This is a genomic window from Nitrosospira sp. TNL200 (assembly GCF_055386305.1).
Genome location: NZ_AP041003.1, coordinates 998,386 through 1,013,381 on the forward strand (window position 1 = coordinate 998,386; position 14,996 = coordinate 1,013,381).

Here is a 14,996-nt window from a genome sequence, read left to right on the forward strand (position 1 = left end):
ATCCAGGACTATCCATGATCAATTCTTTCCGGCGGTTCGCGTCATGCGGCGGACGATGGCATCGAGGCCTTTCTGGCTGAGATTGGCAAGTGGGAAGTCTTTTGGCGTCAACCTGCGATGGGCGGCCGCCGCCGCAATGCGCTCCAGACATTCGCGGAAATCCCCGGCCACGCGCTCGATGGTTGCGCGCCGATGGTAGTGGCGGCTATAGGTCCAGGCCATCTCCAGGCAGCCGGCAGCGATGTGGCCATCGATTTCGATGAGATGGCTGCGTGCCTGGGACAGGTCGCGGGTAGGGCCGCAGTACCATGGTCCGCTACTTGCGCCCGCCGCAAACTGGCCCATGTAATTGAAGCTTACTTCGGCGGGAGGAAGCGCGGCCAGGAAACGCGAGGCTTCGGGGTCGTGCGATCCGTAGCGCAACAGTCCATAGCCGATGCCGTTATTCGGCACCTTGCTCAACTGGTCCCTGACACGGCTCAGTGCCTGGGCCAGTTCGGCCGCCGATAGCCGGGCTGGCGTTTGGGTTTGGTCCAGTTCACGTGATTGGCCCGGTTCCAGCAGGACCGGCCAGATGGAGGTGAACCAGCCTACCGTGCGTGAGAGATCCAAATCGGGGAAAAGCGGTTCCCGCCCATGTCCTTCGACCTCGATCCACTGCGCGGCGCATCCCGACCAACCGGACAATGCCAGTGAAACGGCGGTCAGCAGAACATCGTTGATCTGGGTGCCAAATGCCTTGGGAACCTCACGCAGCAGCGCCTCGGTTTCCGGCGGCGCCAGCGCCACGATTATCCTGTCGGCGGATGCGACCGTATTCGGTCCCTGGTGGTGATCGATTGGCAGGCGGCCGAGGCGGCGAAGCGGCAGCGAGCGATAGTAATTCCACGTCGTCTGGAAGCGGTCGGTTTCGCCGGCTTTTTCCAGTCGCCGCGCCCAGCGGGAAAATTCTGTTGTTCTGGCGGGCAGGTCGATGGAAATGCCGGCCTTTGCCTGGCGATAGGCCGCCGTGAGCTCCTCCAGCAGAATGCGCCAGGACACGCCGTCGACCGCCAGGTGATGGATGGCGATGAGAAGCTGGTTGCTGCCAGGGCTCAGATTGAAGAGAGCTGTACGGATGAGAGGTCCATTCGCCAGATCGAGGCTTTCCTGCAACTCGGCCGCTCTTGCCGCAAGGCGGGCGTGTTGCATGGATTCCGATAATCCCAGGAGATTTTCAACCAGGAGCGAGGATGGAACGGTTTTGTCCGGCGCTACGCACTCCTGAATCCAGCCGCTATCGTCGCGCCTGAATCGCAGCCGCAATGCCTGGTGCCGGGTAACAAGTGCTGTTATGGCGGCTTCGATCGCCCCGCTGTCCACGGCTCCCTCAATGGGCAGCATGACCGCCTGGTTGTAGTGATGAGGGTGGCATAGCGCCTGCTCGAAAAACCAGTGCTGGATGGGTGTCGGTGGAATAAGCTTGCCATCATCCGCATTCTCGGCATGATAGGAATCATGTTCGACAGCGGCGGAAGCGGGTGCGGCGGCGAGGCGTGCCTCGGATACCAATTCCGCGATGGTTTGGTGCTGGAATATCTGCAGGGGAGTCAGGTGCAAGCCGGCCTGGTTGGCGCGCGCGGTAATCTGGATGCTCAGGATCGAGTCGCCTCCCAGCTCGAAGAAGTTTTCATGGATGCCTATACGTTTGAGACCGAGCACCTGCGACCAGATCGCCGCCAGTGCTTGTTCCTCTGCCGTGGAAGGCGCGACAAACTGGCCGGATGCATTCCCGGATGCTTCCGGATCCTCTGGCCGGGTGGGCGGGGGCAGCGCCTGGCGATCTATCTTGCCGCTGGCGGTAAGCGGCAGCGCATCGAGCATCACGAATGATGCAGGCACCATGTATGCCGGCAAAAGCCGTTGCAGGAAGGTCCGTGCTTCTGCCGCTGAAGCCGAGCCGGCGATCCAGGCCACCAGTTGCGGGCCGCCCGAAGGCCCGGCTCGCAATTCCACCGCAGCTTGGGAAATCGCGGGATGTTCGGCCAGCGCGTATTCCACCTCGCCAAGTTCGATGCGGTGCCCGCGGATGCTGATCTGCCGGTCATTCCGCCCCAGGTATTCGAGAGATCCATCCACAAGGTAGCGGCAGCGGTCCCCGGTGCGATAGAGCCGCACCGGTTCGTCGCCGCCATTGTTCTCGAAGGCGTGAAAAACAAAGCGTTCCGCAGTCAGGTCCGGGCGCTTTGCGTAACCGCGGGCAAGGCCCCCGCCGCCGATATAAAGCTCTCCCGGCACGCCCATGGGCACGGGCTGCCGGTAGCGATCCAGAAGGTATACCTTGGTATTTCCAAATGGCCATCCGATAGGCACCGAGCGTGGCCGGAGAGCTTTCCATTGCGCTGGAACAGGATACAAAGTGGCGGTAATGGTGGCCTCCGTTACCCCGTAAGCATTGCACAACCGGGTCGATGCGGGGGCAAGCGCTTGCCAGCGCTCTACCTGGTCCATCGCCAGCGTATCGCTCCCTGCTATCACGAGACGCAATGACCCGGATGGGCTACGGGCGCTCGTGTCCAGGTAGGACACCCAGTTGTGCCAGAACGGCGCGGGGAGATTGATCATGGTAATCTGGTTACGCTCTAGGTAATCGCTGAAGTCGCTCATCGAGGCCAGCGTTTCCCGAGGCGGAATATAGAGCGCCGCGCCGCTGGCAAGCGTCGGGAAAATCTCCTCGGCAGCCACGTCGAAGTTGGCGGCGGTGAACTGCAATACCCGGTCGTTTGGTCCCAGCCCAAAATAGCGCATGGCAGCCATGGTGTGCTGTGCGAGCGATTTTGCGGTGATGAGACAACCCTTCGGCTTCCCGGTGGAACCGGATGTGTAGATGATGTAGGCCAATCGCTGGCTGTATTCGCCATGTTCGTCCGGCCTGGAATGGCTGGAACCGTCCGGATAGCCTGGGTCATCGGGATGCCGGGCGGCCGGCGGCATGGCGGCTGGCTCATCGATGAATACCATTGGCCAGCCGCCGCCGAGCCCTTCAATCGCCGCATCAGCCTGTCGCTGTGTCGTCAAGACCAGCGCAGCACCCGAGTCATCGAGGATATGGCGAAGGCGCGCCGCAGGGGCGGACGTATCCAGCGGAACATAGGCGCCGCCAGCCCGGAGCACAGCCAGCATGGCCACCACCATTTCCCGGCTGCGGCCGGCATACAGGCCCATTGGCCCCAATGGCACTTCCGGCACTCCCGGCGAAACACTTGCTGCAGTCAGCCGGCCTGCCAGTTCATCCGCCTGGGCATTCAGTTCCGCATAGGTATAGGTGTTCGCACCCTCGACCAGGGCTACGGCGGCGGGGGTGCGGGCAGCCTGGCAGGCCACGAGTCGCTCGACCGGCGCGCCAGCCGGAACCGTGATATCGGCGTGATTCCATTCGTGAAGCACGCGATGGAGCTCCCATTCATCCAGGAGATTCATTTCCGAGAGCGGACGTTCCGGCCAATCGCATAACCGATCGAGTAGAATGCGAAAATGGGTGACGAAGCGATGCACCGTGGCATGGTCGAACAGGTCGGTGCTGTACTCGATGCGTCCCTGCAGGTTGCCGCCGGTTTCCCACATGTCCAGCGAGAGATCGAAGGCCGCCGTGCCAAGATCGATATCGATGGTGGCAACTGGAGAGCTGCCATCGTCCGGAGCGGAATGCAGCATCTGGAACGTAACCTGGCACAGCGGATGCCGGGCGGTATCGCGTACCGGCTTGATGTCCTCGACCACGCGCTCGAATGGCACATCCTGGTGATCGAAGGCATCTAGTGCGGTTTGCCGGACGCGCCGCAGAATGGTTCCAAAAGAGGGGTCGCCGCTGAAATCCAGGCGGAGCACGAGCAGGTTCACGAAGAAGCCGATCAGGTTGATCAGTTCGGGGCGGTTTCGTCCTGCCACCGGGACCCCGATCACCACTTCGTCCTGCCCGGTATAGCGATGGAGCAATGTGGCGAATACGGCCAGCAGGCCCATGAATGCCGTTACTCCTTCCGTTATGCAAAGGCCATAAAGCCTGCGAGCGGCATCATCCCCGATATCGAACCCATGCCGCGCTCCGCGATAGCTGGGAACAAGGGGCCGCGGGTAATCCTTTTCCAGTTCGAGGGTGGGGAGTTCCGCCAGTTGCCCGCGCCAGTAGGCCAGTTGCCGTTCCTCGATGCCTTCCAGCCAGCGCCGCTGCCAGACTGCATAGTCCGCGTATTGGATGGGTAGCTCCGGCAGTGGCGAGCCTTCTCCCCGCGCAAAGGCGCGGTATAGCATTGTCATCTCCCGCACGAACACCTGCATCGACCAGGCATCCGAGATGATATGATGCATTGCCAGTATGACGACTGAGTCCGCGGTGATCGAATCTGCGGTAGCTGCATCCGCTGCATTCGGCACCAGAAGCGTAACGCGCAGCAAGGGGCCTTTCGCCAGATCGAACGGCCGGCGTACCTCTTCCGCAACCAGGGATGCGATCTGCGCCTGCGGTAGCGGCGAACTGCCGAGATCGATCACCGGCAGCACGATCTCGAGCGCGCCGCTCACTACTTGCACGGGGCGTCCTTCGATCACCTGGAAAGTGGTCCTCAACACCTCGTGCCGGCGGATGATTTCATTGACGGATCGTCTCAGGACATCGGCATCGATCGCTGCGTGCAGGCGGAGCGCGCCGCCGCAGTTATAGGAAGGCGTGTCCGGAGCAAGCTGGTGCAAGAACCATAGCCGCTGCTGGGCGAATGAAACGGGAAAGACGAAGGATTGTTCCGCCTTGCTCATGCCGCACCCTCACAGGGATCAAAGACGGCTGGCAAGCTATTCGCGGGCTGGCGATTGCCGATACCCTCCAGATCCTGGATTATCATCCATCCCATCCTGGCTGCGGCTGTCGTCCTCGTTGTCCTGCTTGCAATCGAGAGAATATGGAAGCACTTCATGAATCCATTATAGGTGGGAATTTCACGGATGCCGGGCTTGGGAAGCCATCGGCGTGTAAAAGCCCAGCGTGATTCCGCCTCCTCACAACATTCGAATAGCCCGACGTGAACAAACCGGATATCAGGAAGGTGAATGCGAAGTTGGCTACGGGGGTTCTCGGCCGGGGCGAGGTTGCGCTATGGTTCGTGAGCCTCCAGGAATCCACCTCCACTATCGAGGCCGCAGCATCAATCCTGTCCGCCGAAGAAACGCGGCGCGCAGGCCGGTTCCGGTTTTCCCTGCACCGGAACCGTTTCGTGCTGGCTCATGCCGCATTGCGGCACATCCTCGGTATTTATTCGGGATGCCCGGCTTCCAGTATCGATTTCATCATTTCCCCGCACGGCAAGCCATCGCTCGTCAATAGCAGCCGCGGCAACAGAGGGAAAATCGAATTCAACCTGTCGCATTCCGAAGATCTCGCGGTCGTCGCCGTTTCCTTCGGGACCATCCTGGGCGTCGATGTGGAGGAGGTGCGGGAAGTGCCGGACTGGCTGCAGATGGCACGCCAGTTTTTTAGCGACGCCGAAATAGCCGCTATCGAGCAGGCGCCCTCGGGTGAGGCAAACGCGATGTTTCTGCGTTTCTGGACGCGCAAGGAGGCACTGCTCAAGGCCATTGGTACGGGGTTGCAGGATGACCTTTCATGCTTTTGCACCGTAGCGGATGACCTGGATCAGGCGAGTGTCGTCCGTGTACCTGAGTTGCCGGACGATGCGGAGTGCAAAGGGACTTTTACACTTCGCTGCTTCGAATTCGAGCGCTTTGTCGGGGCGCTTGCCGTTTGCGGACCGGTTTCGTCCGTTCGGCGGATCCAGTGGGTCTGGTAGTGGTTGATGGAAGAATTTACAAGAACAAGATACTGCACTGGCTTCGAATGGTGAACGGCAGCAGCTCTTTATTGCAATAATAAATCCGAATACTCACGGCAAATCCTCTCCCCCGTCAAGGCAGAGTTTCGCATTCTGCCTATTTGCCCCATCTATGGTGATCAAACTGATTCGATTTTGGATTCGAATCAGGAATTCTTCATTTTTTTCAAATCCTCTATTATTTCAATAGAATTGCGCGAAGCGCTGGCTGACAGATAAATTCTGGCGATCCTGCCTTCCGGATCGATGAGGTAGGTATTGCGCTTCGCCATGCCGATGATGCTCCATATCGAGTCGTAACGCCTCGCGGTTTTGCCTTTGCTGTCCGCCAGAAGTGGAAATGGAAGGCTATATTTTTTGGCAAAGTTGGCATGACTGGCGCTGCCGTCCACGCTTATACCCACAATTTCCGCGCCCAGATTCCTCAATTCGTGAAAGTCATCGCGGAACTTGCACGCTTGCTTGGTGCATCCAGGCGTGTTGTCCTTGACATAGAAATATAATACCAGCCATTTACCGTAATAATCCGAGAGCTTGTGGCTTTTACCGTTTTGATCGGGAAGATTGAAGTCCGGCGCCGCCTGACCTACCTTGAGTGGCTCGGCAGTTGCGCCACGATTTCCGAAGAGCATAATCATGATAGCCAGTGTGCAAGTATGGCGAGCACTTTCACAATTTCATCCCCCGATATTGGTTCAATTGTTGCCAATTCTGATCCACTGGACGGTTTACGGCAAATCTGCCGGATTTAGGATTATTGCAAGTATCGACCAGCAATGAGCAGATAGACCCGATGAGGCACTATCCCGGGGACACAACATCATCTTTGATAAATCAAGGTGAATGGGGGCTCACTCCCACCCCGTTCGATCACACGTCCCTGCCCGTATTGAACGACCTGGTCATTTTTGAGAATTACTCCGTAATCAACTTTCTCCACATTAAACCCGCTGGTAAAAAGCCAACCGTTGATCTGACGATCAATATAATGCAGCGCTTCATAGTTGCCAGCTCGTTGGAAGCCATCGGGATTACCGATGGTGTTTATAACTTCCGCTCGTGTCAGCCCCTCACGCAGGGCGGCCGTCTTTGTCGCGCACGATACAAGACTTAGGGCACAGAGCAGGGCCACAATGCGATATTTGAAAATTCTCTCCACTTTCATCCCATTTTTCGCGTTCGAATATTTGCTTTATAGTGATTTTTGCCGGCATGCGCGAGCCGCGCAGCAGAGTATGCTCTGCAAGCAGCGGGTAACGATGAGTCGGGTAAAATTTCGGCCCGTCCCTACGGGTAGTGCACAAAAAACGCGAGTGCGAAACAAGTATTATTAATCCAGTCCAAAAATAGCGACGGCCAATTTAGCTATAAGTGACTGATTTCTATAATGCTAGAACAAGGGTATTAAAGGCCTCCTTAATAACAGGCCCTGGCCACTAACGCAACCGTACCCCATCCTGTTCAATATAGGCGGGTTGGTCTTGTATGTTTCCTTGCTTCAAAGGGTTCCAATGTCTAAACGCAACAAAAAATTTATGCAACAGCTCAGCTTCCCTGTGTGCCTGCTTCGAGAGATCCGCAAAGACTTCGGTAACATATTCCGAGTCCAGGTTTAAGTTGTCCGCGGCGACATCTGAAAGCAATGTTGACACTGTTCTGACCAGAGCAGGAACATTCTGGTCACGATAAATATCCTCCACTTCGAAGTTCGTATGCCGGAGCCTTTTATCCAAAAAATTCTGGCTAAAGTCCTCCAGACGCATAGGATCCAGTCTCTCGACCAAACCCAGGCGAAAAGCAATTCTACTGATTTGCTTGGAAGGATTCGCTAAAAGAAGATCATAGTCGACGAGTATCCGGCATGCTCCCTGCGTTCCTAGAATGGAAAGAAGAACATGGTCAAGCCATAGGCGATAGCATTTTCCTGGAGGGAGGTTATCCCTTTTTCCTAACGATTGGACCACACTGAGTGGATTTCTTGCTGCAATGACATAAGAGATATTGAGCTGCAAATCTTCAAAAATACTCTGCCAGAATGGCAATGTCCTACAAAAGGCCGGGTCCTTTATGCCGAAATACTCTGACGTTTCCAATCGATGCTGGAGCACTTCCATTGCCCTCCGGCGGAAAGGAGCATTTTTTTTATCGAGAAGCTCGCTTAGGTGGGCAAAGCCAGGTGTGTGCCAATGAAGAGGGCGTCGAAGAGAGTCACATAACTCACGATTGATAACATGTAAATCAATATCCTCAAAAAACCCCCTTTCGTTACCCTTCGCGGGGGGCATCAGGCGGTCTCCCAATTCAACGCCAATAACCGTTAACCCCCGAGTAATAACGCTAGTCCCGCTTCTGTGCATACCGAGGACAACAACGATCGATTTCCCTTTCCTTCTCTCAACCGCACTATCAACTTCGGGGGCGAAACGTTTGATTCCTACAGGAATATTTCCCACGGTTGATTCCCTTATAAGTGTGAAATCGAATATTTTTAAGATGAGAACTTATGGCTATTCCCTATGACCAATAATCTTTATTAGCTGCTCGACCTCTGAATAGCGGGTTTGTCCGATATCGTCAGTCGAGGTATCGAAACACAAGCACATGTATGGCCTGAAACAAGGATAAATTCATGCCATGTCAAGTTGGATGATGAAAGCGTAAATTTATGTAAAGAAATCCGGGTTTGCTGTATTTGTTTACCGGGGTTTGGTAAATCTGACCTGCCTTCGTTCTGAAATAGTGGTCGGCAGGAATATCCTGGCTCTCCTGTAATAAGTGAGTAGCGGAAGTGTTGGGAATAACGTCGAACTTGCAGCGTAACGACTGCACAGACAGCAAGTGAAGTCCTTTTTCCATGGGGCGGAAACGTGAATGGCGAAAGATCATCGGTTTTCAGCAATGGACGAGAATTAATAGAATCTGACCCTATTGATTCCCCGGAGACGGGATTCAGGCGGAATATGTGCCTTGCGCCAACCTCGGTGGGAAGGGCGGCCTCAAAATGGAGAACTATGTGAGATGACCGAAGCGAAAAGTAACCGATTTACGAAATGAGGTTCCCCCGAAAAATCGTCTTCCAAGGGTGATGTAGAATCGAAGGTCACATTGGAGAGGAGGATGAAGAAGATACCGAAGCAGGAATATACAGCCGAGTTCAAGGAATTAGCGGTTAAGCCTATCAAGGAAGGGTTGATCGCGGGTGCGGCAAGCAAGGAACTGGGGGTCAGCGACCAGATGTCAATGCCGATTTAAAACTGACACACTTTTGCAGCGAACGCCGATTTAAAACTGATACACCCCCATTACGTTCGCATATTGCCTATGCGTTGGGAACGGTCTCCCGCTTATTCTTTACCATCCCCGCCGCACGCTGATTTTTGAGGCGGTAGCTCTCACCAGCGATCGGCACGATGCGCGCGTGGTGCAGCAGGCGATCCAACAGCGCGGCGGTCAGCGTGGCATCTTGAGCGAAAGTGGCATCCCATTGGCCGAAAGGCAAATTACTGGTAACGATCAAACTGCCCTTCTCATAGCGGGCCGCAATCACCTGGAAGAACAGGTTGGCCTGCTCGCGGTTCATCGGCAGATAGCCGATTTCGTCGATGATGAGCAGGCGATAACTGTTGATGGCGCGGTGCATGACGCTCTTGAGTTGATTCTGCGTGTGCGCGGCGGTCAATGTCAGCAACAGATCGGCCGCGGTGGTAAAGCGTGTCTTGAGGCCGGCCTGTGCCGCGCGGTAACCCAAGGCAATCGCCAAATGGGTCTTGCCCACTCCACTGGGTCCGATCAGCACCACATTGTCATTGCGCTCGACAAAGCCCAGTCCCGCCAGTTCCTCGATCTGGCTGCGCTTCACCCCCTGGGCAAATTCATAGTCGAAATCCTCCAGCGTCTTGATCGCCGGGAATCCTGCCAAACGTGTGAGCATGCTCTGCTTTCTGACATTGCGCCCCGCCGCCTCGGCCTTGAGCAGCCCCTCCAGGAAGTCGCTGTAGGGCATTTCCCGCTGCGCGGCATCCTGTGCCGCCCTCGGGTAGGCCTGGGCTACGAACGACAGGTTGAGCAATTCACACAGCATCAGCATTCTTTCATGTTGAAGGTTCATGCCGCCAACTCCTGCTCATCGCGGATCTGATCGAGCAGGCGCTCATAGACTGCTAAGGGATGTTGGGGCGGTATAGCCTGTGCTATGGAATCAATGACCACTCCCGGTCACCGCATCCAGCGTCAGCCCGGCCTGCTTGAGTGCCGCTACCAGCGGCACGTAAAACGAACGCCGCAGATAGCCGTTGAAGCGCTCGACCTTGCCCTTGGCCTTGGCACGATACGGGCGACACAGCTTGATGACGAAACCACAGTGGCGCGCGTAATCGAGAAACCCGCTGTGGAAGCGATGCGCGCCCTGACCGGATGCATCGCATTCCAGTACTACGGTCTTCATGTTGTCGTACAACACGCTGCGCGTCACGCCACCGAAGTACTCGAACGCGTGATCATGGCACGCGATCAGCGTCCGGACTTTCATATCCGTGACGAATTCGACAAAGCTCATGCGGCTGAAGCCCAGCGTCGCACAAAAAGCGTAGAGGGCATTTTTGCCCTTGCGGAATTCGACCCAGTCCACCTGCATCTGCTCGCCCGGCACGGTCTCGAACCGCACTACCGGATCCAGCGGTAAAGCAGGCTTGAGGCTGCGCAGAAAGGCGCGTAGCTGGCTCAATCCACCAGCATAACCTTGCGCGGCCATCTCGCGTTGCAACACCGTCGCCGGAATCCACGCCGGATGGGCTGCCGCCTGACGTTCCCGCAAGTAATCCTCAAATGGCGATAGCTTGGTCACGCGCAATTTGTTGCGCTGGTACCGGGGCCGCGTATCTGCTTCCAAGTGGCTTCGCACGGTGTTCACCGCGCATCCCACCTCCGCGGCAATCTGGCGCAAGCTCAGGCCATGCTTCTTCAGTAATTCAATCTCCACATACACCTCGTCTGTGATCATGGCCGCTTCCAAAATGCGGCCATCTTCTCAATTCGGTGTATCAGTTTTCAATCGCTGCACTGTGTCAATTTACATCCGGCAGTGACACCAGACTCTGCGGAACCGGGTCAAGGCTGCGGCGGCGGGTAAGCTCAATGGTGCTGGAGCCAAGGTGGTCACGCCGGAGCAGGTGGACGAGCGGCGACATTTTCACCGTCGAAACCGGCTTTCAATCAGTGCATATATTCTGGAACCGTTAATACTAAATCGCTAGCGCGTTCATTCCGGGCCGCGCTGGTGAGGCTGCGGGCAACCCCGGTTTTGCTCTTGGCGCTGTGCTTCAAACTGTTTAAGGCGCTGATCCTGTACCTCATGGGCAGTTTCAATGCCTGCATACTCGCTTAGCGTATAACTGCCGAAGCCCTCATAATTATGAATGGCATATTCTTCCGCAAAGCCCTCTGGGCTGGCGGTCAGCATGGCTTTGATCTGCTCCCGGATATTATTGATATCGTCACAGGCATTGATCCATATGCTGTGCAGCCTCCCGTTATTGTATGCAGCCAAATCTGCAACACAGATTCTGATTTCATCACTCATGGTTTTGTCTCGCTTTAAAGGGTTAAAGAAAACAACCCCCGCTGGGGTTGAAAACCCCAGAGAAAAGCGAGTGGAACGAGCGAAAGTTCTGGTGGAGACAAGTCAGGGGGAACCACCCGGTCTGCACAAACGCCGTAACACGGCGTGTGGAAGATCGGGGGATGACTTGGTGGAAGCAGGTCCCGTGTTAAATTAATTTATTCCCAGGGGGGGAAGTAAAATTAAGGGTGAACCGGAAACCGGTTCACGACATGAGGGGCGTTACGGGGTATCCCCGTTAATGGGGGGTGCCGGAAAACGCAGCTAGGCTGCGGTTGTAGCAGGGGGAAGGCTTTCCCCCTTTAAAAACACGAGAATTGCAGAAAGAAAATAGTGGCCGGTTAAGAATAAACACCGATATCAAATATGCACTTCTTCCTGTGGCTTCCATGGGTTGATTTTCTGGATTGTTTTACCCAGCTCGGTTCTTGCCCTATCAAGCTCATAGGTCTTTTGCAGGTTCAACCACAGCTCCGGGCCGGTGCCGAAGAACCGTCCCAGCCGTAACGCAGTATCCGCTGTCAAGTCGCGTTTGCCACGAATAAGCTGGGAGATACGATTTGCAGGCACATCGATCTGCCGCGCAAGCTCTGTGCGCGTCATACCGATTTCTTCCAGTTCATCAGCAAGAAATTCGCCGGGGTGAATAGCTTCTCTCGTCATGTTCCGTTACCTTTCTCTATATCTATTCAGTGATAATCCACGATTTCCACATCGTTGGCACCTTCGTTCCACGTAAAACATACGCGCCATTGTTGATTGACACGGATGCTGTATTGTCCTGCCCTGTCACCCGACAAACGCTCAAGGCGATTGCTGGGTAAGGCAGCGAGCGCTTCAAGCGTCTCGGCAGCATCCAGTATTCTAAGGCGCTTTTCCGCTTGACGTTTAAAGCCGGAAAATGCGGCAACATGCTCGCCTTCAAAGAGATGCCCAGTTTTCCGGCATTTAAAGCTCTTTATCATTCTTAACCTTATCATATATTGACGTTATACGTCAATCGTTAACATAGTAAGAATGCCGTTAGTAAGTCTCCTCCGGAAGTAGTGTTAAGACGGCTGGGCGCAAAACGTCCGAGTTCACGGTCGTTCGATTCGCAACCCTGACCTCCGAACGTGCTGATTGCTAACCAATGCCCCTGCGACCTATCGACGAAATGATCTTCTGATTGATTCTCATTCTGGTTGCCATCTGAGCCTCGCTGAGATTCCGCTTCCGCATGGTGCTTTGCTGAAAGCAGTACTCCCAGTCGTTGATGATGTCTTGATCGTAAAAAAAGGCTGTCGCGTCGGCTCCGACGCTCGCTTGGATGTCTTTTCGGATGCGTTTAAGGGATGCGAATATCAGGTCTGATCTGAAGCCAAGAAAACGCTTCACGCAGACGTTCCCGACATCAACGGTTACGCCGGATGCTGCAAAGTTCAATAATGGGAAAGTGAGAACAGAGACACCTTTCGGGCTCGTCCGCCTCCGAGATTGCGACTAGCCGCCACTCTTCCTTGGCGAGCTCCCAATCGGTAGCTCTGCTGCGAGCCAATATCTCGCGCTTCAATTCCTCAAAATTGTAGCCATCCCCCATGAAATTCTCCCACTGGCTAAGCTTATCACGGCAACATCCAAGATCCATGGGCCAGTTCTAATCGATTTTCCTGACCGACAATACCCAGTGGAAGTAAAACCAAACCAACTGGCTTGGAAATCACCTTTAGGCTATCTCTCGGCATATTCTCAAGGTGACGGCGGAAAATCTGCCAAACGTCTTTCGGAGTTCCTATCTCAAGACAATAACTTAGGGCGGCACTTCGAAACAACATATGCATCCCTAGAAAAAAAGAATGACGAGATTGTAGCTATCGGTCTTGATCAGCGAGAAGGTAAGTCTCTCCTTCAAAATCTCGTCCGGGTCGATTTTGTAGACGCACAACGTAATGTCAATGATGACGAAGGAAGCAGGAGCAATCGCCTTTCGAACGCCTTTGCGAGTTTTTACCGAAAAAATCTGGAGCAGACGGACACGGCAGCCGAGGCGCAACATGCTTCCCAGCACCATGGGTTGACGCCCACGCCGTCCGCTCCTCGGATAATAAGGTTCAATACGGGAAAGCAGCCCTGCTGCACACACTTGAACCGTCTGCGCCTTTATTCAAAACCGCGACCAGAATGTTCGAGATATGGTGGAATTACCGGCAGGCGCAGATCGCGCAGCGCGGAAAAGTGCTTGAGGATGAAGTACGCAAGCTGGGCGATAAGATTGAACAGTTGATGGACAGGCTGGTCGAGACGGACAGCGATTCGATGGTCAAGGCGTATGAAACCCGGATCAAGAAATTCGAAACCGACAGGGCTGTTCTGGTCGAAAAATCCGGGCAACTCTTGCGCCCCATGCGCTCGTTCGACGCGGCACTTAGAACCGCTCTGGACTTCATCTCAAACCCGCATAAACTCCGGAGTTCCGGGCGATTGTGCGACCGCCGTGCCGTGCTTAAACTCGCATTTCCGGGTGGATTTCAATATCACCGAAATACGGGACTTAGAACCGCTGAAACCCCGTTACCGTTCAGGATGTTAAGCGCACTTCCGGGTAAGGGAATTCAGGTGGCGGAGAGAGAGGGATTCGAACCCTCGGTACGGTTGAAGCCGTACGCACGCTTTCCAGGCGTGTACCTTAAACCACTCGGCCATCTCTCCGATGGGGTTTTGCGCGGTGGGGCAGCAGGGGCGCAAGGATAAACCAGAACAAGGTTTCCGGCAACTTTTCCGTCAGTATAATAGGACGTCTTCTCCCGGTGCTTTTGCTTCGCGGATTACCGCGACATCGTAAAACCAGTAAAAGGAAATCCGTTTTATGCAGATCAAATCCCGCATACGCACCATAGCGCATTACCCGCACGAGGGCATTATGTTCCGCGATATCACCACCTTGCTGAAGGATGCCGTCGGATTGCGCGCCACGGTGCAGGAGATTGCTCATCGCCATAAAGGCGGGCGCATCGACAAGGTGGCAGGTATCGAGTCGCGCGGCTTTATCATCGGCGCGCCGGTGGCCTATGAGCTGGGGATCGGATTCGTGCCGATACGGAAAAAAGGCAAATTGCCCGCCAAGACGCTGGGGCGTGATTACCAATTGGAATATGGCACCGATCGCATTGAAATCCACGTGGACGCGATCCAGGAAGGCGACCGGATATTGCTAGTGGATGATCTCATCGCCACCGGAGGCACGGCGGAGGCGGCAGGGGCGCTGATACGCGATATGGGTGCCGAGGTGGTGGAGTGCTGTTTTGTGATCGACCTGCCGGATATTGGTGGCAAGTCGCGGCTGGAAACGCAGGGCTTCAAGGTATTCGCGCTATGTGAATTCGAAGGAGATTGAATTCGCGGAGCATGTAAAAGGGTAAAAGGATACAAGGGTAAAAGGGTGTAGGGCGGTGCAATGCGCTGCGCTTATTGCACCCTACGTTTGACTACGTTTAACGGATACCGGGATTACACGTAGAGGGGTCGTGGCATCAGCATGC

The 14,996-nt window shown here is 55.2% G+C and carries 13 protein-coding genes, 1 tRNA gene and 1 pseudogene; 3 read left to right on the forward strand and 12 right to left on the reverse strand.

Annotated elements, in window-relative coordinates; genetic code table 11:
• Positions 1-18: 18 nt before the first annotated feature.
• Positions 19-4,791: an amino acid adenylation domain-containing protein gene (locus tag ACZ5CE_RS04435; RefSeq protein ID WP_464576592.1), complete on the reverse strand. Its 4,773-nt coding sequence runs from the start codon at positions 4,789-4,791 to the stop codon at positions 19-21.
• Between the two features lie 263 nt (positions 4,792-5,054).
• Between ACZ5CE_RS04435 and ACZ5CE_RS04440 the strand changes: the two genes are divergently transcribed.
• Positions 5,055-5,819, forward strand: coding sequence for a 4'-phosphopantetheinyl transferase family protein (locus tag ACZ5CE_RS04440; protein ID WP_464576594.1), 765 nt, complete (start codon positions 5,055-5,057; stop codon positions 5,817-5,819).
• A 188-nt stretch (positions 5,820-6,007) separates the two neighbouring features.
• Here ACZ5CE_RS04440 and ACZ5CE_RS04445 read toward each other — a convergent pair whose 3' ends face one another.
• From ACZ5CE_RS04445 to ACZ5CE_RS04455, 3 genes are all read right to left on the reverse strand, one after another.
• Positions 6,008-6,499: a peroxiredoxin gene (locus ACZ5CE_RS04445; RefSeq protein WP_464576596.1), complete on the reverse strand. Its 492-nt coding sequence runs from the start codon at positions 6,497-6,499 to the stop codon at positions 6,008-6,010.
• A gap of 182 nt (positions 6,500-6,681) precedes the next feature.
• Complete coding sequence (locus tag ACZ5CE_RS04450; protein ID WP_464576598.1) at positions 6,682-7,026, reverse strand: hypothetical protein; 345 nt, start codon at positions 7,024-7,026, stop codon at positions 6,682-6,684.
• A gap of 271 nt (positions 7,027-7,297) precedes the next feature.
• The gene (locus tag ACZ5CE_RS04455; protein WP_464576600.1) at positions 7,298-8,314 is read right to left on the reverse strand and encodes a sulfotransferase family protein; all 1,017 of its coding nucleotides are present in this window, start codon (positions 8,312-8,314) and stop codon (positions 7,298-7,300) included.
• A gap of 664 nt (positions 8,315-8,978) precedes the next feature.
• Between ACZ5CE_RS04455 and ACZ5CE_RS04460 the strand changes: the two genes are divergently transcribed.
• Positions 8,979-9,113, forward strand: a complete 135-nt coding sequence (locus ACZ5CE_RS04460) for a hypothetical protein (RefSeq protein ID WP_464576602.1) — start codon at positions 8,979-8,981, stop codon at positions 9,111-9,113.
• A 67-nt stretch (positions 9,114-9,180) separates the two neighbouring features.
• On the opposite strand, the gene istB is transcribed toward ACZ5CE_RS04460, so the two are convergent.
• The 8 genes and pseudogenes from istB to ACZ5CE_RS04500 form a co-directional block, all read right to left on the reverse strand.
• Positions 9,181-9,969, reverse strand: a complete 789-nt coding sequence (istB, locus tag ACZ5CE_RS04465; RefSeq protein ID WP_464576604.1) for an IS21-like element helper ATPase IstB — start codon at positions 9,967-9,969, stop codon at positions 9,181-9,183.
• 99 nt (positions 9,970-10,068) lie between these two features.
• Positions 10,069-10,860, reverse strand: a pseudogene (gene istA, locus ACZ5CE_RS04470) (IS21 family transposase); the annotation flags it as partial.
• Between the two features lie 258 nt (positions 10,861-11,118).
• Complete coding sequence (locus ACZ5CE_RS04475; RefSeq protein WP_464576606.1) at positions 11,119-11,439, reverse strand: antirestriction protein ArdA; 321 nt, start codon at positions 11,437-11,439, stop codon at positions 11,119-11,121.
• A gap of 399 nt (positions 11,440-11,838) precedes the next feature.
• Positions 11,839-12,141, reverse strand: coding sequence for a HigA family addiction module antitoxin (locus tag ACZ5CE_RS04480; RefSeq protein WP_464576608.1), 303 nt, complete (start codon positions 12,139-12,141; stop codon positions 11,839-11,841).
• A 26-nt stretch (positions 12,142-12,167) separates the two neighbouring features.
• On the reverse strand, positions 12,168-12,443 hold the full coding sequence (locus ACZ5CE_RS04485) for a type II toxin-antitoxin system RelE/ParE family toxin (protein ID WP_464576610.1): 276 nt from the start codon (positions 12,441-12,443) through the stop codon (positions 12,168-12,170).
• Positions 12,444-13,300: 857 nt separating this feature from the next.
• The gene (locus ACZ5CE_RS04490; protein ID WP_464576612.1) at positions 13,301-13,528 is read right to left on the reverse strand and encodes a hypothetical protein; all 228 of its coding nucleotides are present in this window, start codon (positions 13,526-13,528) and stop codon (positions 13,301-13,303) included.
• 89 nt (positions 13,529-13,617) lie between these two features.
• Positions 13,618-13,848 (reverse strand): hypothetical protein, encoded by a 231-nt coding sequence (locus ACZ5CE_RS04495; RefSeq protein WP_464576613.1) that lies wholly within the window; start codon positions 13,846-13,848, stop codon positions 13,618-13,620.
• Between the two features lie 226 nt (positions 13,849-14,074).
• Positions 14,075-14,166: transfer RNA gene (locus ACZ5CE_RS04500), tRNA-Ser, on the reverse strand.
• A 157-nt stretch (positions 14,167-14,323) separates the two neighbouring features.
• Between ACZ5CE_RS04500 and ACZ5CE_RS04505 the strand changes: the two genes are divergently transcribed.
• Complete coding sequence (locus ACZ5CE_RS04505; RefSeq protein ID WP_464576615.1) at positions 14,324-14,851, forward strand: adenine phosphoribosyltransferase; 528 nt, start codon at positions 14,324-14,326, stop codon at positions 14,849-14,851.
• Positions 14,852-14,996 lie beyond the last annotated feature (145 nt).